The sequence below is a fragment of the Hyphomicrobium sp. LHD-15 genome, assembly GCF_031157355.1.
Classification (GTDB): domain Bacteria; phylum Pseudomonadota; class Alphaproteobacteria; order Rhizobiales; family Hyphomicrobiaceae; genus Hyphomicrobium_C.
The window spans coordinates 55,245-71,221 of record NZ_JAVIFT010000006.1 but is presented as its reverse complement, the minus strand read 5'-3'; the positions used below and the strand labels follow the sequence as shown (position 1 = coordinate 71,221).

Sequence of the window (15,977 nt, the reverse complement as noted above, 5' to 3'; positions counted from 1 at the left end):
ATGGCCAAGGCCGCGAAATCGAGCTTCGTCTGCCAGAGTTGCGGAGCGATCTCGTCGCGCTGGGCGGGCAAGTGCGGCTCGTGCGGCGAGTGGAACACCATCGTCGAGGAGGTCAGCGCCCCTCCTCCGCCCGGTTCCGGCCTCGCAAAGGCGAGCAAAGGGCGGGCGCTGTCGCTCGAATCCCTGGCGGGGGCACCAGAGGAAGCGCCGCGCCTGCTGATTGGTATGCCCGAACTCGATCGCGTGACCGGCGGCGGCCTCGTGCCGGGGTCGGTCCTGCTGATTTCGGGGGAGCCCGGCATCGGCAAATCGACATTGCTCTTGCAGCTCGCAGCCGCGCTCGCCCGCAAGGGGCGCCGCGCGATCTATTTCTCGGGCGAAGAGGCCGCCGCGCAGGTGCGCCTTCGCGCCAGCCGGCTCGGGCTCGCGGATGCGCCGGTGGCGCTCGCGTCGGAAACCAGCCTGACCAACATCCTGGCGACGCTCGGCGAAGAGAAGAAGATTGATCTCGTCGTCGTCGATTCCATCCAGACGCTGTGGACCGATGCGCTCGAAGCCGCGCCGGGCTCGGTCAGCCAGGTGCGAGCGGCGACGCAATCGCTGGTGCGCTACGCCAAGCAGGCGGGATGCGCGTTGCTGCTCGTCGGGCATGTCACCAAGGACGGACAGATCGCAGGCCCCAAGGCCGTCGAGCACGTCGTCGATACGGTGCTGTCGTTCGAAGGCGACCGCGGCCACACGTATCGCATTCTGCGCGCGACCAAGAACCGCTTCGGCGCAACCGACGAGATCGGGGTGTTCGAGATGGCGGGCGCCGGCTTGCGCGAGGTCGCCAACCCGTCCGAATTGTTCCTCGGCGAGCGCGATGCCACAACTCCCGGCACCGCGGTGTTCGCCGGCATGGAAGGCACGCGGCCGATCCTGGTCGAGATCCAGGCGCTGGTCGCGCAGTCGGGCCTCGGCACACCGCGACGCGCCGTGGTCGGCTGGGAGCAGAGCCGGCTCTCGATGCTGATCGCGGTGCTGGAGGCGCGCTGCGGCGTCTCGTTCGCACAGCACGACGTTTACCTCAATGTGGCCGGCGGGCTTCGGATCGTGGAGCCGGCGGCAGACCTCGCGGCGGCTGCGGCGCTGCTCTCCTCGCTCGCCAACCACGCGCTCGATCCCCAGCAGATCCATTTCGGTGAAATTTCGCTGTCCGGTGCCGTGCGGGCCTCCCCCCACATGGGTCTTCGCCTCAAGGAAGCCGCCAAGCTCGGGTTCACAGACGCCGTCATTCCGGCCGCCGGAGACCTTTCCGCCGACGGCGCCAAGATCGGGCTTCAGCGGATCAGCCATCTCAAGGAGCTTGCGGAGGGGCTTCTGCCATGCGACTGAACGGCCAGGGATACTTACAAACCGTGCCACCAACGCTTCCCATATCCGGAGGAGCCTAGACCATGATCGGGCCGCTGACCTATCTCGACGCCGCCGTGCTCGCGGTCTGCTTTATTTCCGCGCTCCTCGCGATGTACCGGGGGTTGACGCGTGAGCTGATGTCGATCCTGTCGTGGATCGCGGCTGCCGGCGCCACCCTCTATTTCGTGCTCAATCACAAGAAGGTGGCCGAGGACATGGCCGCCCAGCTCAACACACAGGTGGCGGTCGCGCAGATCGCGATCGGAGCTGTCATCTTCTTGATCGTGCTCATTATTGTGCACCTGATCACGGCCCGAATCTCGGATGCGATCCTGGATAGCAGCGTCGGCATGATCGACCGCATCCTGGGCTTCCTGTTCGGGCTTGCCCGCGGGTTCCTGCTGGTCGTTATTCCCTATATGTTCTACGCCTCGTTCGTTCCGGACGAGCAGAACCACCTGCCGTGGGTTCGCGACGGTCTGTCCACGCCCTATATCCGCTCTACCGGCAACGTGATCCGGGGTGTGCTCGAAACCTATATGCCGACCAGTCTGTCGCAGCCGGCGGCCCCGGCCGAGCCGCCTGCGCAGTAACCTCGATGCGCCAGCTGGTGACAGATCCGCGACATTCACAACCAGTCTGCAACAAAGCTCTTTAACGGTCGCGCGATTATCATATATTCCGCGCATGCAACGGCGGGGCTTTCCCCCCGGTAGCGTGCGACTAGCACCCGTTGCGCTTTGTATCGCGTAGCAGTTGCGGCGGATGCTTTAGCGGGAGGCAGCCATGGCGCACGATCATGCTCATGAAAGTGAGCAGGCTCTCGATAGCGAGGGCGACAAATTTCCAGATTTCGGCCTGTCTCGGATGGGCGACGATAGACTCCGCGAAGAGTGCGGGGTCTTTGGCGTTTTTGGGCACCCCGAGGCAGCCGCTATCACGGCGCTCGGCTTGCACGCGCTGCAGCATCGCGGCCAGGAAGCAGCCGGCATCGTCAGCTACGACGGCAAGCAGTTCCATTCGGAGCGCCGCCTCGGCCTCGTCGGCGACAACTTCAACGAAGCCGGCGTCATCCACCGCCTCAAGGGCAGCATGGCGGTCGGGCACAACCGCTACTCCACGACCGGCGAGCCGGCCCTCAAGAACGTCCAGCCGCTTTATGCGGACATCGACACCGGCGGCTTCGCCGTCGCCCACAACGGCAACCTCACCAACGCCCTCACGCTCCGCCAGGAGCTGATCAGTTCCGGCGCGATCTTCCCGTCGACCTCCGACACCGAGGTCATCCTCCACCTCCTCTCCCGGTCCAAGAAGCGGCGCATGGTCGAGCGCTTCGTCGAGGCGACGCGGCAGATCGAAGGCGCCTGGGCTCTCGTAGCGCTCACCAACGACATGCTGATCGGCGCACGCGATCCGGTCGGTATCCGCCCGCTCGTCATCGGCCGTCTGGGTGACGCTTACGTGCTCGCCTCAGAGACCTGCGCGCTCGATATCGTCGGCGCCGAGTTCCTGCGCGAAGTGGAGAACGGCGAGGTCGTCGTCATCACCGAAGCCGGCCTCGAAAGCCATCGCCCCTATCCGCGCCGCCCGGCCCGGCCCTGCATCTTCGAATACATCTACTTCGCCCGCCCCGACAGCATCATCGGCGGCCGCTCGGTCTACGACGTTCGCCAGCAGATGGGCGTGCAGCTTGCCCGCGAGACGCCGGTCGATGCCGACGTCATCGTGCCGATCCCTGACTCGGGCGTTCCGGCGGCGATCGGTTTCGCGCGTGAATCCGGCATCCCGTTCGAGCTCGGCATCATCCGCAACCACTACGTGGGCCGCACCTTCATCGAGCCCGAGCAGCAGATCCGCGCGCTCGGCGTCAAGCTCAAGCACTCGGCGAACGCGGGCGTCATCCGCGGCAAGCGCATCGTGCTGATCGACGACAGCGTCGTGCGCGGCACCACCTCGAAGAAGATCGTTCAGCTGATGTACGAAGCGGGCGCGAAGGAGGTGCATATGCGCATCTCGTCGCCACCGATCACGCACTCGGACTATTACGGCATCGACACGCCGAGCAAGAAGGCGCTGCTGGCCGCCAATTACGACCTCGAAGGCATGCGCGCGTTCATGGGCGCGGACAGCCTGTCGTTCCTGTCGGTTGACGGTATCTATCGCGCCGTCGGCTACGAGGGTCGCGATTCACGGGCGCCGCAGTTCACCGATCATTGCTTCACCGGCGAATACCCGACGGAGCTCACCGACCAGAACGGCTTGGCCGGGACGCGCCAGCTCTCGCTTCTGGCGGAAGTGGGTTAACGCGATCAGGCTTGATAAGCCTCGTTTTCGACGGGCACCTGGAAACGGGTGCCCGTTTTGCTTTCGAGGCCTTTGCTCAGTGTTCAGAAGGGCCGCTGCTCCCGGCCTGACTTGCATCAGCCTTTTGATTTCTCCTTTCGCGCCTGCAGTATCCGACCAATATCCTTTTCTCTTGGAAACTAATCGCCGAGACTGCACTACTCTCCTCCCGGCCTCTGCGCCTACAGTCGTGCCTCGGCTCGCAACAAGACATCAAAGACACCAAACCATGTCCTCCCGCCCGCGCTTCAAGGATCGTATCGCCCTCGTCACCGGAGCGTCGCGCGGCCTCGGCCGGGCGTTTGCCCTCGCGCTCGCCCGCGAAGGCGCGCATGTGGTCGTCTGCGCGCGCAGCGCCGGAGCCCTCGAAGACCTCGACGACGAGATCCGGGCCATCGGCGGCAAGGCCACCATTCTGAAGCTGGATCTCAAGGCCGCCGATCGCATCGACCAACTGGGACCGGTTCTGTTCCAGCGCTGGGGCAAGCTCGACATTCTGGTGGCTGCGGGGGGAATCCTGGGCTCGCTCTCGCCGCTGCCCCACGTCACCGCTGACGCCTGGCAGCAAGTTCTCGACATCAATCTCTCGGCGAACTGGCGTCTGATCCGGACGCTCGATCCGCTGCTCAAGCGCTCGGACGCGGGGCGCGCGCTGTTCGTGACGGCGGCCGAAGCTTCCGGCGATCTCGCCTACTGGGGACCTTACGCGGTCTCGAAGGCCGGGCTCGAGGCGCTGGCAAAAACCTATGCGCACGAAGTCGCCAACACGGGTGTGCACGTCAACCTGCTCGATCCCGGCCCGATGCGGACGGGGCTGCGCGCGAAGGCTTTTCCGGGCGAGGACAAGGCGAAGCTTTCCGATCCGAGCGCGGTCGCGGCGTTCGCGCTTCCGCTGCTTTCGGCTGCGGCTACGGACAACGGCACGCTCGTGCATTTCGAGCCGCCGGCGGAATCGGCTGCCCAGCTCGCCGCCAGCAACGACGCCTGACGCCTCAGCTTTGGACGTTCGCTAGCTAGGTCTCTGATGAGACCGATGATTCACGCTTCGGACTGATAAGGTCTGAAGCGATCATGGTCTAATTTCAATGACCATGTTGTCGTAGGCGGGCTCGATGTGATCGGGCAGCTCACGACGTAGCGCGTCGTAATCGAGATCGCCCGTCATGTGGGTCAGCACGGCGCGTTTCGCGCGCAGCCTCCCGATGTGCTCCAACGCTTCCTTAAGCGAGAAGTGGCTCGGATGCGGCGTGTAGCGCAGCGCATCGATGATCCAGAGATCGAGATCCTCCAGCAGAGGGATTGAATCGAGCGGCAACGCCGAAACGTCCGGCGAATAAGCCACGTCTCCGAAGCGGAAACCGAGGCTTTCGATGTCGCCGTGGAACTGGCGGATCGGCAACGCCTCGATCGGGCCGCCTGCGCCTTCGATCGTGACCGGCTCGCCGGCCGTCAATGTTTTCGGGACCAGGATCGGCGGATAGGTGGAGCCTGCCGGCGTCTCGAAGCAATAGGAAAAACGGGTGACGAGGCTATGGCGCGTCACCGGATCGAAATAGCACGGCACGCGGCTTTTCATGGCGTAGGCGACCATGCGCAGATCGTCGATGCCGTGGGTGTGGTCGGCGTGATCGTGGGTGAACAGCACCGCATCCAACGCGTCGGCGCGCACGCTCAAAAGCTGCTCGCGCAGATCCGGCGGCGTGTCGATCAGCACGCTCGTGACCCCGCCTGGCCCGCGCCGCTCGACAAGCATGGCGCAGCGGCGGCGGCGGTTCTTGGGGTTGGTCGGATCGCACTTCCCCCACATGGCGCCGATGCGCGGCACACCTCCGGAAGACCCGCAACCGAGAATGGTGAAACGGTAGCTCATGAAGCGACGGCCCCGTTCTCTTGCGGGCGCTTCGCCTTGGTGTAGAGGCGGAAGAAGTTGTCAGTCGTCGCGCGCGCGATCTCGGCTTCGGACACGCCGCGAATGCGAGCGAGCGCGGCTGCCGTGTGCACGACATAGGCCGGCTCGTTGGTTTTTCCGCGATAGGGAACGGGGGCGAGGAACGGCGCGTCGGTCTCGACCAGAATGCGATCGAGCGGAACTTCGCGGGCGATGTCCTGCAGGGCTTCCGTCTTCTTGAAGCTGATCACGCCCGAGAACGACACATAGAGCCCAAGCTCGACGGCGCGCAGCGCCAAGTCGCGCCCGCCGGTGTAGCAATGAAGCACGGCAGGAAACGCGCCGTTCTTGTGCTCGTCTTCGAGCAGCGCGAGCGTATCGGCGTCGGCATCGCGGGTGTGGATTTCGAGCGGCAATCCGGTCTCGCGCGCGGCCGCGATATGTGCGCGGAAGCCTTCAGCCTGCGCTTCGGGGCTGCCGTTTTTGTAGTAATAGTCGAGGCCCGCCTCGCCGATAGCGACGACCTTTGGGTGCCGCGAGAGTGCGATGATCTCGCTCGTGGGGATCCCGCGTTCCTCGTCGGCATTGTGGGGATGGGTGCCGACCGAGCAATAGACGTCATCGAAGCGTTCGGCGACGGCCAGGATCTGATCGAACTTGCGGATGCGCGTCGAGATCGTCACCATCGTGGCGACGCCCGCAGCTTTCGCGCGCGAGACGACGCCATCGAGGTCGGGTGCGAACTCGGGAAAATCCAGGTGGCAGTGGTGATCGACCAGCATTGAACTCCGCCCTACTTCACCTCTCCCCTTGCGGAGAGGTCGGCGCGGCCTCGCCCTCAAGGTCATTACAATCGTCGGTGCGCACCCAAGTCCCTTCACACTGACCCTCTTCCAGTGGAGAGAGGGCTCGTGCACAGGCTCAGGCCGGCTCGGGCTTGTCGCCCTTTTTCGGTTTCGGCTGCTTCGGCGCCGGAGACGCCTTTGCGGCTTCGTCGGGATCGACGTAGCGCGGGAAGACGCCCTGCGGCTCGGGGATCGGCGTGCCCGGCACCAAACGGCCGGCTTCACCCAGCTTGGCGAACGCGCGGCTCTCGCCATCCGCCGGGAGCAGAAGATCGAGCAGCTTGCCCGCCAGCTCCGGCATGGCCGGCTGGGCGAGAATTCCGAACTGACGCACGATCTCGGCCGTCACATAGAGGATAGTCTCCATGCGTTTCGGATCGGTTTTCTTTTTCGCCCACGGCTCCTCCGCCGCGAAGTAGCGGTTCGCATCCGCGATCACGCTCCACACCGCGTCGAGATAGCGGGTGACAGCCTGCTTATCCATCGCGCTGCGTGTTTCGCCGTAAAGCGCATCGGCGGCAGCGAGGATGGCCTTGTCGGCGTCGCTCAGCTCGCCCGGCTCAGGAATTTTGCCGTCGCAGTTCTTGTAGATCATCGACAGCGAACGCTGCGCGAGATTGCCGAGGTTGTTGGCCAGATCGGCGTTGATGCGATTGGCGATGGCTTCGGACGAATAGTTTCCGTCCTGGCCGAACATCACTTCGCGCAGGAAGAAATAGCGCAGCTGGTCGCGGCCATATGCCCGCACGAGATCGAACGGATCGACGACGTTGCCGACCGACTTCGACATCTTCTCGCCCTTGTTCAGCACGAACCCGTGCGAGAAGATCCGCTTCGGCAGCTCAATGCCGGCCGACAGCAGGAACGCCGGCCAGTAGACTGCGTGGAAGCGCACGATGTCCTTGCCGATGACGTGCACATCCGCCGGCCAGAAATCGGCGCGGTTGCCTTTCGGCGTGTTCAAGAGGCCGGTTGCGGTCACGTAGTTGGTCAGCGCATCGACCCAAACGTACATGACGTGACCCGGCGCATCGGGAACCGGAATGCCCCAATCGAGCGTCGAGCGCGAAATCGAAAGGTCTTCGAGGCCACTCTTGACGAAGCTCACCACCTCGTTGCGGCGCTCGATCGGCAGAATGAAATCCGGGTTCGCCTCGTAGTGTGCGAGCAGGCGCTCCTCGTAGGCCGAGAGGCGGAAGAAGTAGGTCTCCTCCTCGGTCCACTCGACCGGCGTTCCGGTCGGCGTCGCGTAACGCACGCCGTCCCGCACCTCGGTTTCGCTTTCCTTGTAGTAGGTCTCGTCGCGCACCGAGTACCAACCGCCGTACTTCTTCTTGAAGATATCGCCGGCCTTTTCCATGCGCCGCCAGATCTCGGCGCAGGCCTCGTAGTGCCGCGGCTCCGTGGTGCGGATGAAATCGTCGTTGGAGAGACCAAGCGTCGCCGCCATCTCGATGAAGCGGGCCGCGTTGCGGTCGGCCAGCGCGAGCGGCTCAAGACCCTCCTTCACCGCCGTCTGCTTCATCTTGAGGCCGTGCTCGTCGGTGCCCGTCAGGAAAAACACGTCCTTGCCGTCGAGGCGCTCGAAGCGCGCGATGGCGTCGGAGGCGATGGCCTCGTAGGCGTGGCCGATGTGGGGCACGCCGTTCGGATAGGAGATCGCCGTCGTGATGTAGAATTTCTCTCGCCCGCTCATGAGACCTCGTTGGGGACTTTCCGTCGTCCGGTTGTGAATGGCCAATGGTTCAGGATGCCGAAGGTGCGGGGATATCCGTCACATTCGGATCGGGCGCTTTGGCATTCTGGGCAGCCGGGGCATGGTCGAGCAGGCTTTCCGTTGTCGGGCGGCACTCAGGTTACGGCACTCAGCCGCGCGCGGCAGCCTCGAGGCGCGCAAAGACGTCTAAAATCAAGGCGCGCCGGTCGAGGTTCAAGGCGGCCGTTTCGGCCTTGTCCGCGGCCACTCTTTCCCACAAGCCGGCCCAGGTGGCAAGCCGAGCCGGCCCAATCAGGCGGCGCGCCAGGGAGATCTCAGCGGGAGGCCCCTCCCCACGCGCCTCGGCGTTTACCAGCCTGGCGATGGCGTCCATCAGTAGCTCGAAGAACAGCTCGTAGCGCTGGTCGGCGGCCTGCCCCGACAGCTCGTCCGCAAGGGTGTGAACCGTGCCCCAATCGACGGCCGGCAGGCTGCCCAATATCGCGGAAATCCGGTCGTGCAGCACGAGGCCCTTGGCGGCGTGGAGCGACAGCAGCCGGCGCACGCTGCCCCCGGACAGGCGCGCGAGCCGGTCCCATTCCGACGGCTGCGGCGCCCCGCCCCCAACCTCCTCGCCACTGCCGGCAAAGGCCTGCGAGACGGCGCGTTTCAGCGGCTCGTCAGCCAGGGGAGCAAGATCGAGGGTGCGGACCCGGGAACGGATCGTCACCAAGAGGCGGCCAGGCGCCGACGAGATCAGCAGGAACACCGTGCGCGGCGGCGGCTCCTCCAGAGACTTCAGGAGCGCGTTGGCGGCGCTGACGTTCAGCTCGTCGGCGCGGTCCACGATGACGACGCGCCAGGCGTTCTCTTCCGTCGTGCGGCCGAGGAAGGTCTTGAGGCGGCGGACCTCGTCGACGGGAATGGTCGCGGGGAAGCGCTTGCCCTTGGTGTCGTAGGCGCGGCGGATTACCAGAAGTCCCGGATGCGAAAGCGCCAGCACCTGGCGCGTAGCGCGCGTTCCAGGTGCGATGTCGAGCGTTTCATGTGCGCGCTCGGCGGGGTCTGCCAGTACGTGGCGCGCAAAGCGGTAGGCGAGCGTCGCCTTGCCGATACCCTCGGCGCCCGCGATCAGCCAGCCGTGATGCATCCGTCCCGACGCGAACGCGGCCTGCAGCGTCTGCTCGGCCGCTTCGTGGCCGTACAAACGTTCGACTGCGCGCGGATGAGGAAAGCCGTCGAGACGGTCGGCCTCGGGCAGTTCCTCGATCTCCTGCACGGCGGGTGCACGGGCCATCGCTAGCGCGCCTTCGCCAACAGGCGATCCTCGACCGACCGCCAGATGTCGTCGGCGATCTCGTCGGGCGTGCGGCTGCCGTCGATGACGACGCAGCGGTCCGGTTCGGCGCGCGCGATATCGAGGAAGCCGTTGCGCAGCCGCTGATGGTACTCGGTGCCCTTGGCATCGAAGCGGGAAAGCTCTCCGCGCGCTTCGGTACGTTTCAAGCCTTCCTCGACTGAGAGATCGAGCACGAGGGTGAGATCCGGGAAGATCGGTGCGACGGAGTGGGTTTCGACCGCGCCGATAAGGTCACCTGGCACGCCGCCGAGCCGGCCCTGATAAACCCGCGTCGAGTCGATGAAGCGATCGCAGACGACCCAGGTGCCGTGCTCGAGCGCCGGGCGAATGACCTTCGCCACATGCTCCGCGCGGGCGGCGGCGAACAGCAGCAGCTCCGTTACCGGTTCCGGAGACGCCTGGAGCACCAGATCGCGGATGTTTTCGCCGAGCGGCGTTCCACCCGGCTCGCGCGCCACGACGGTCGGGATGCCGCCGGCGCGCAGGCGTTCGGCAAGCCGCGCCACCTGGGTCGACTTTCCGGCGCCCTCGCCGCCTTCGAAGGTAATGAACTGTCCGCGCGTCATGGCGCCGGAGACTAGAGGGAGTTGCTGCGGGAGGGAAGCGACCTCTCCCGCGCGTTATCGAAGCGCATCTTACCGATGAGACGGGACCAGGCGGAGGGCGAGATACAGCAGAGAATCGACGCCGCGCCAGTAGAAGCTCGCCTCGTCGACATCGTTATCCGCGTACAGCGGGGTTTCGCTGACGGCAATCGGCTCGGGGCTGCCCGGCACCGTGCTTGTCACGCGGAACATGGCGATCTGGTCGCCCTTCCTCACCGGCGGCTTCAGGGGGCCTTGATAGACGATCTCGCCGCGGATCTTCTGGTTGACCGGAAATTTCGGCAGGATGACCTCAAGATCGCCCTCGCCGGTCAACGGCACGTAGAAATCGGTGCCGCCCCAGACGCGCGCGTAGCCGACCTGCTCGCCGGCGCCGAACAGCTTGGCGCTGGAGACGCTCTTGGCGCCCCATTCGAGCATGCGACGGGTTTCCTCGCGGCGCTCCTTCTCGTCGGCAAGTCCCATGAGCACGCCGATCAGACGCCGCCCGTCCCTCACCGACGAGACGACCATTCCGTAACCGGCTTCCTTGGTGTGGCCAGTCTTCATGCCATCGACGCCGATATCGGCCGAGAGCAAGGGATTGCGATTGTAGAACTTGTGCTTCCGGTAGGCGAATTCCCGCTGTCCGAAAACCGGATAGAAATCCGGGTACTTCTTGATGATATAGCGGGCGAGCGTGCCGAGTTCGCGCGCGGTCATCAGGTGCTCGGGATCGTGGAGGCCGGTCGGGTTGCGGAACGTCGACTTGGGCATGCCGATGCGGCGCGCCTCCGCCTCCATCATCTTCGCGAATTCAGCCGTGTTGCCGGCCATGCCCTCGGCAACGGTGATGCAGGCGTCGTTGCCGGACTGCACGACGATGCCTTGAATCAGCTCGCTGATCGGGGTCTTCGAATTGATCGGGATGAACATAGCGGACGTGCCGGACGGCGCGCCGCCCGTGCGCCACGCGTTCTCGCTGGTCGGGAACTCGTCCTCAGGCTTGTATTTGCCATCCTTGAGCGCGCGGAACAGCACGGCCAGCGTCATGAGCTTGCTCATGCTGGCAGGCGGGACAAGCTCGTCGGCCGCCTTCTGATAGATGATCGAGCCCGAATCGTAATCCATCAGGATCGCGTTCGGGGCCTTGGTGGTGAAGCCGCCGGACTGCTGGGCGTTCGCTGCGGAGAGCCAGGCCGGCAGCAAGCCAAGCAGCGCGGCGGCAACCGTCAGCAACCGTCTCATCGGTGGATCCTCGCCGGGGCAGGTTGGCGTTAACTATGGCGCCGCGCGGCTCCGAGTCAATCCGGCGCTCGGCCTAGTCCGTCGTGGTGCTCGACGAAGTCTGCCAGTCCTTGGAGGGCATGAATATGGTGCCGGTTTCGAACGAGCGGGCGTCGTAGAACGGCAGCACGCGTTCAAAACTGACCGAGATCGGCTTGGGGCGCCCGCCCGTGCCGAACAAGTCGCTCTTGTTCTCGGCCTGCGTCAACGTCAGGGTGAATTCGTAAGGGCCGACCTCGCGGATGAGTTGCTCCGGCTTCTCGTCGTCGCCGCGCGTATAGAACAGCACGGATTCCGTGCGGCTCGTGCGTCCGGCCAGCGAGAGCGGCGCGAAGCCGGTGTAGCTGCGCGTGCGGGTGCGTTCCATGGACCACACGCCCAACTCCGCGGCGTAGAAGTGCTTCGTCTGTTTGGTTCTCGGATCGGTGACGGCGAGATCCATCTGCAGCACGGTTCCGGTCTGGGCGCCCTCGTTGGTGATCGTGACCGGCACCGAGATCATTTCGAAGTTCGAGTTGCTGTACGGCGAGGCGTAGTAAATCACGCGCGGCACGAACACCTCCAGCTCCGCGCTCTTGAGGGACGTATCCCAGAGGCTGTAGCCGGAGAAGACAACTGCCACGGCCGAGAGCAGCGTGGCCCCCAGTCCGCCCGAAAATCGCGACGCGTTTTCGACCGCGATATCGCTTCCGTCCTGAATGCCCTTCGTGGCGCTACGCAAAACCATTCTTAGTCCCCCCAAAAGTACGCGTCTCTTGCCGTTCAAAATTGTGCTCGCCGCTGCTTTTCACCAGCTCCGGCCGTTCCCCCACAAGCAACCACCGCGTGAATACATCCGTGGTCCGGGGATGCTGCTCCCACCAATCCGGCGAAGGTGTGGCCGTGCCGTTTTCAATGTTGCGGTGCAGCGTTAACGGGGGTGGGTAGGTCGGATGACACCCCGTTGAGTAGGACGATTGGCAGCGTCTTCGGGTCGTTGCGGGGTTACGGTCCTATCCCTATACCCAGACACACACAAATCGAGCACTCCACCGACTGTTCTCCGTTGTGAAAACACCCGAGAATTAAAAGTGTGGGGGCCTTTTGGGGGAAACGATTGAGATGCACAAGACCAAGGTCATTTCGGCCGACGAAGCCATCGCTCGCATCAAAGACAACGACGTCATCGCGACGACAGGTTTCGTGCAGAGCTGCATTCCCGAAATGCTGCATGCGGCCCTCGAAAAGCGTTTCGTCGAAACGGCAGCGCCGCGCGACCTTACACTCATCATGTGCGCGGGTGCCGGCGACAGCAAAGGCCTCGGCACTGGCCGCCTGCATCATGAAGGCCTGTTGAAGCGCGTGATCGCCGCCAACTTCGGCCGCATGCCGAAGGTCGCGCAGGCCGCGCAAGACAACAAGATCCAGGGCTACAACCTGCCCCAGGGCGTGATCTCGAAACTCTATCGCAGCTGCGCCTCGGGCAGCCCGGGCCTGTTCACCCGCGTGGGCCTGCACACCTACGTCGATCCCCGCCTCGGCGGCGGCAAGGTCAACACCGTCACCAAGGAAGACCTCGTCAAGCTGGTCGAAGTCGACGGCAAGGAGTGGCTGTTCTACAAGGCCACGCCGATCAACGTCGCGCTGATCCGTGCGACGAGCGCCGATCCTCTCGGCAATCTCAGCATGGAAAAGGAAGCCCTCACGCTCGACGTGCTGGCGCAGGCGATGGCCGCGCACAACAACGGCGGCATCGTGATCGCGCAGGTCGAGCGTCTTGTCGCCGACGGCTCGATCAAGCCGAAGGACGTCAAGGTTCCGGGCATTCTCGTCGATTGCGTGGTCGTCGCCGATCCGCCCGAGATGCACCGCATGAACTACGGCGTGATCTACGATCCGGCACTTGCCGGTGAAGTTCGCGTCACCGTCGACAGCCTTCCCAAGATGGAACTCGACGAGCGCAAGATCATCGCGCGTCGTGCCGCGTTCGAGCTACCGCCGAACGGCGTCATCAACCTCGGCGTCGGCGCACCGGACGGCGTTGCGAACGTCGCCAACGAAGAGAAGGTCACGCCGCTGCTCGTCATGACGACGGAAGCGGGTGCTGTCGGCGGCGTGCTGGCGGGCGGATCGAGCTTCGGCTCGTCGGCCAACGCGCATTCGATCCTCGACCAGAACCAGATGTTCGACTTCTACCATGGCGGCGGTCTCGACCTCACCTGCCTCGGCATGGCGGAGTGCGACAGCCTCGGCAACGTCAACACCAGCAAGTTCGGCGGCAAGCTCAACGGCTGCGGCGGCTTCATCGACATCTCGCAGAACGCGCGTGCGGTGGTGTTCGCGGGCACGTTCACGGCGGGCGGTCTCGAAATCGCGATCGAGGACGGCAATCTCCGGATCGTCAAGGAAGGCCGCGCCAAGAAGTTCGTGAAGCAGGTCGAGCAGGTTACGTTCTCGGGACAGTATGCTGCCGAGAAGGGCCAGCCGGTGATCTACGTCACCGAACGTTGCGTGTTCCAGCTCACCGATCACGGGCTCGAGCTGATCGAGGTGGCGCCCGGCATCGACATCGAGCGCGATATCCTGCCTCACATGGCGTTCAAGCCGCACATCCACAAACCGATCCCGATGAACCCGGCGCTGTTCCGCGACGAGCCGATGGATCTGCTGTCGGATCTCCTGAACCTCAAACTCAAGGATCGGGTCAGCTACGATCCGGCGCGCAACATCCTGTCGGTCAATCTCGAAGCCTGGAGCGTGCGCAAGAAGTCCGACATCGTCGATCTCCAGAAGGTGCTGGTCGAGGCATCGAAGGCTGCGGGGCGGCGCGTCTATTCGCTCGTCAACCAGGATGGCTGCCGCATCGCGGAAGACCTCTACGACGAATACGCGGACATGGTCGCCTACCTGGTGAAGCATCACTATGCGCGGACCGCGCGCTACGCGACGAGCGTGCTCACGCGGACGAAGCTGCAGGATGCGCTGCGCCGCCGCGGTCTCGAAACCCGCGTGTTTGAAACCGCCGAGCAGGCGCGCGCCGTTCTCGAGGAAGAGCTGGTCTGAGGCTCCGAGGAGTTTCGGCATAGCAATACAAAAGGGGCGCAGTGCGCCCCTTTTTCATGCGTGCCATGCGCACGTTCGCCGCCGTTCTATCAGTACCCGCCGACGGGTGATCGCACCGCCAGGGCTTCGCTCAGAATTTCGAGCGCTTTCCCGAGCTGACCGCGATTGCGGGCCGCGCCGAGGGCAAGGCGGATCGCGTTCGGCGGTGGCGTATCGGCCGCGAACGCTTCCCCAGTGACCACAGCCAACCCGCGCCCGTGCAGGTGGGCCGCGAAATGCGCCGCCGGCCAGCGCTCGGGAAGCGGTAGCCAGATGTGATGCCCATTGGAATGTGCCGAGTAAGTATGCCCCTGAAGCGCACCGCGCGCGAGTTCCTGGCGGGCGGCGGCTTCCGATCTCACGGCGTCGATGATCGCGTCCGCACTACCGTCGCGCATCCAGCGCGTCACCACCGCGGCCATCAGAGGGACCGGCATCTGCAGCGTCGATCTCAGCAGCGCCGTCAAACGTGCAGCGGCGTTGGCGTCGGGCACGACCACGAGGGATGTCCGGAATCCGGGTGCGAGACATTTCGAGAGGCTTGCGGCCAGGTAAGACCGTTCGGGGATGAGAGCGGATACCGGCGTGAGACCCGGCGCCAGGAACATGTAGGGGTCGTCTTCGATCAAGGTCATGCCGCGCTTGCGGATGACGTGCGCGATTTCGGCGCGACGTTCCGCACTCATGGTCGCCGTCGTCGGATTGTGGATGGTCGGCATCAGATAGACGATCTTGGCCGGCAGGGTTTTCGCTGCGCGATCGAGCGCCGTCGGCTTCATGCCCCCGGCATCCATGTCGACGCCGACGAGCTTCACGCCGCGCGTGGCGGCCGCTGCAATCAAGCCCGGATAGGTCAGCCGCTCGGTCAGGATGCAATCTCCCGGCGCGGCCAGTGCCGTCAGCAGACCGAACAGCGCCGGCTGCGTACCCGGCGCAATGACGAGACGATCCGGGGTCAGGCCCGGCACATGCGGCTGCAGCCAGTCCGCAGCGATCTGGCGTTCGCCGCCGGTGCCGCCGGGCTGCTGGTAGGTGAGATAGGCGGCGAGCCCGGAGCTGGCCCGCACTTCCGACAGGGCCTTGGCAAGGCGGCCGTCGAGATCGGCCTCCAAGGGCTGGGGCGGCAGGTTCATCGTCAGGTCGATGCCGGGCAAAGCTGCCGCGTGGGCTGCAAGCTGCGATCGCGCCTTGACGAAGGTGCCGCGCCCGACGCGGGCTTCGGTCAAACCCTGGCGCCGCGCCTCCGCGTAAGCACGGGTGACGGTGGTGAGATCGACGCCGAGGGCGCGGGCAAGCGCGCGATGGGTCGGCAGGCCCTGCCCCTGATGCAAACGGCCAGCCGCGATGTCATCCGCCAGTGCGTTCAAGATGCGCTGGTAGAGCGGCCCCTGGCGGTCGGAAATTGTAGGTGTCCAATCCATACAAGCGTGTCATTCAGCGCGTTGCGACTCCATACAATCTGGATTACACATCCGAAATCAGCTTGGACGTCAAA

The 15,977-nt window shown here is 64.8% G+C and carries 13 protein-coding genes; 5 read left to right on the top strand and 8 right to left on the bottom strand.

What is annotated here, in order from left to right:
• The 4 genes from radA (at position 1) to RCO24_RS16475 (ending at position 4,729) form a co-directional block, all read left to right on the top strand.
• The gene (gene radA / locus RCO24_RS16490; protein ID WP_308963651.1) at positions 1–1,377 is read left to right on the top strand and encodes a DNA repair protein RadA; all 1,377 of its coding nucleotides are present in this window, start codon (positions 1–3) and stop codon (positions 1,375–1,377) included.
• Positions 1,378–1,439: 62 nt separating this feature from the next.
• Entirely contained in the window at positions 1,440–1,991 is a 552-nt protein-coding gene (locus RCO24_RS16485) for a CvpA family protein (protein WP_308963650.1), read from the top strand.
• Positions 1,992–2,265: 274 nt separating this feature from the next.
• Positions 2,266–3,702: an amidophosphoribosyltransferase gene (gene purF, locus RCO24_RS16480; protein ID WP_308963879.1), complete on the top strand. Its 1,437-nt coding sequence runs from the start codon at positions 2,266–2,268 to the stop codon at positions 3,700–3,702.
• A 268-nt stretch (positions 3,703–3,970) separates the two neighbouring features.
• The gene (locus RCO24_RS16475) at positions 3,971–4,729 is read left to right on the top strand and encodes an SDR family NAD(P)-dependent oxidoreductase (RefSeq protein ID WP_308963649.1); all 759 of its coding nucleotides are present in this window, start codon (positions 3,971–3,973) and stop codon (positions 4,727–4,729) included.
• An 81-nt stretch (positions 4,730–4,810) separates the two neighbouring features.
• Here RCO24_RS16475 and RCO24_RS16470 read toward each other — a convergent pair whose 3' ends face one another.
• The 7 genes from RCO24_RS16470 to RCO24_RS16440 all read right to left on the bottom strand — a co-directional run bounded on the left by RCO24_RS16470 (position 4,811) and on the right by RCO24_RS16440 (position 12,128).
• Positions 4,811–5,611 (bottom strand): MBL fold metallo-hydrolase, encoded by an 801-nt coding sequence (locus tag RCO24_RS16470; RefSeq protein ID WP_308963648.1) that lies wholly within the window; start codon positions 5,609–5,611, stop codon positions 4,811–4,813.
• Positions 5,608–6,411, bottom strand: a complete 804-nt coding sequence (locus RCO24_RS16465) for a TatD family hydrolase (RefSeq protein WP_308963647.1) — start codon at positions 6,409–6,411, stop codon at positions 5,608–5,610. The genes RCO24_RS16470 and RCO24_RS16465 overlap by 4 nt, the downstream gene beginning before the upstream one ends.
• Before the next feature lie 139 nt (positions 6,412–6,550).
• Positions 6,551–8,170: a methionine--tRNA ligase gene (gene metG, locus RCO24_RS16460; protein ID WP_308963645.1), complete on the bottom strand. Its 1,620-nt coding sequence runs from the start codon at positions 8,168–8,170 to the stop codon at positions 6,551–6,553.
• A gap of 169 nt (positions 8,171–8,339) precedes the next feature.
• On the bottom strand, positions 8,340–9,467 hold the full coding sequence (locus RCO24_RS16455; RefSeq protein ID WP_308963643.1) for a DNA polymerase III subunit delta': 1,128 nt from the start codon (positions 9,465–9,467) through the stop codon (positions 8,340–8,342).
• A gap of 2 nt (positions 9,468–9,469) precedes the next feature.
• The gene (gene tmk / locus RCO24_RS16450) at positions 9,470–10,096 is read right to left on the bottom strand and encodes a dTMP kinase (protein WP_308963642.1); all 627 of its coding nucleotides are present in this window, start codon (positions 10,094–10,096) and stop codon (positions 9,470–9,472) included.
• A 69-nt stretch (positions 10,097–10,165) separates the two neighbouring features.
• Positions 10,166–11,362 carry a D-alanyl-D-alanine carboxypeptidase family protein gene (locus tag RCO24_RS16445; RefSeq protein WP_308963640.1) on the bottom strand — a complete coding sequence of 399 codons (1,197 nt, stop codon included), beginning with the start codon at positions 11,360–11,362 and terminating at the stop codon, positions 10,166–10,168.
• A gap of 73 nt (positions 11,363–11,435) precedes the next feature.
• Entirely contained in the window at positions 11,436–12,128 is a 693-nt protein-coding gene (locus tag RCO24_RS16440) for a hypothetical protein (protein ID WP_308963638.1), read from the bottom strand.
• A 374-nt stretch (positions 12,129–12,502) separates the two neighbouring features.
• On the opposite strand from RCO24_RS16440, the gene RCO24_RS16435 reads away from it, so the two are divergent.
• Positions 12,503–14,443: a malonate decarboxylase subunit alpha gene (locus tag RCO24_RS16435; protein ID WP_308963637.1), complete on the top strand. Its 1,941-nt coding sequence runs from the start codon at positions 12,503–12,505 to the stop codon at positions 14,441–14,443.
• 89 nt (positions 14,444–14,532) lie between these two features.
• On the opposite strand, the gene RCO24_RS16430 is transcribed toward RCO24_RS16435, so the two are convergent.
• Positions 14,533–15,903: a PLP-dependent aminotransferase family protein gene (locus tag RCO24_RS16430; protein WP_308963636.1), complete on the bottom strand. Its 1,371-nt coding sequence runs from the start codon at positions 15,901–15,903 to the stop codon at positions 14,533–14,535.
• Between the last annotated feature and the right edge of the window lie 74 nt (positions 15,904–15,977).

Coding starts and splice junctions, on each gene's coding strand:
- metG (WP_308963645.1), bottom strand. CDS start 8,170: ATGAGCGGGCGAGAGAAATTCTACATCACGACGGCGATCTCCTATCCG.
- radA (WP_308963651.1), top strand. CDS start 1: ATGGCCAAGGCCGCGAAATCGAGCTTCGTCTGCCAGAGTTGCGGAGCG.
- RCO24_RS16440 (WP_308963638.1), bottom strand. CDS start 12,128: ATGGTTTTGCGTAGCGCCACGAAGGGCATTCAGGACGGAAGCGATATC.
- RCO24_RS16475 (WP_308963649.1), top strand. CDS start 3,971: ATGTCCTCCCGCCCGCGCTTCAAGGATCGTATCGCCCTCGTCACCGGA.
- RCO24_RS16445 (WP_308963640.1), bottom strand. CDS start 11,362: ATGAGACGGTTGCTGACGGTTGCCGCCGCGCTGCTTGGCTTGCTGCCG.
- RCO24_RS16465 (WP_308963647.1), bottom strand. CDS start 6,411: ATGCTGGTCGATCACCACTGCCACCTGGATTTTCCCGAGTTCGCACCC.
- RCO24_RS16430 (WP_308963636.1), bottom strand. CDS start 15,903: ATGGATTGGACACCTACAATTTCCGACCGCCAGGGGCCGCTCTACCAG.
- purF (WP_308963879.1), top strand. CDS start 2,266: ATGGGCGACGATAGACTCCGCGAAGAGTGCGGGGTCTTTGGCGTTTTT.
- tmk (WP_308963642.1), bottom strand. CDS start 10,096: ATGACGCGCGGACAGTTCATTACCTTCGAAGGCGGCGAGGGCGCCGGA.
- RCO24_RS16485 (WP_308963650.1), top strand. CDS start 1,440: ATGATCGGGCCGCTGACCTATCTCGACGCCGCCGTGCTCGCGGTCTGC.
- RCO24_RS16435 (WP_308963637.1), top strand. CDS start 12,503: ATGCACAAGACCAAGGTCATTTCGGCCGACGAAGCCATCGCTCGCATC.
- RCO24_RS16470 (WP_308963648.1), bottom strand. CDS start 5,611: ATGAGCTACCGTTTCACCATTCTCGGTTGCGGGTCTTCCGGAGGTGTG.
- RCO24_RS16455 (WP_308963643.1), bottom strand. CDS start 9,467: ATGGCCCGTGCACCCGCCGTGCAGGAGATCGAGGAACTGCCCGAGGCC.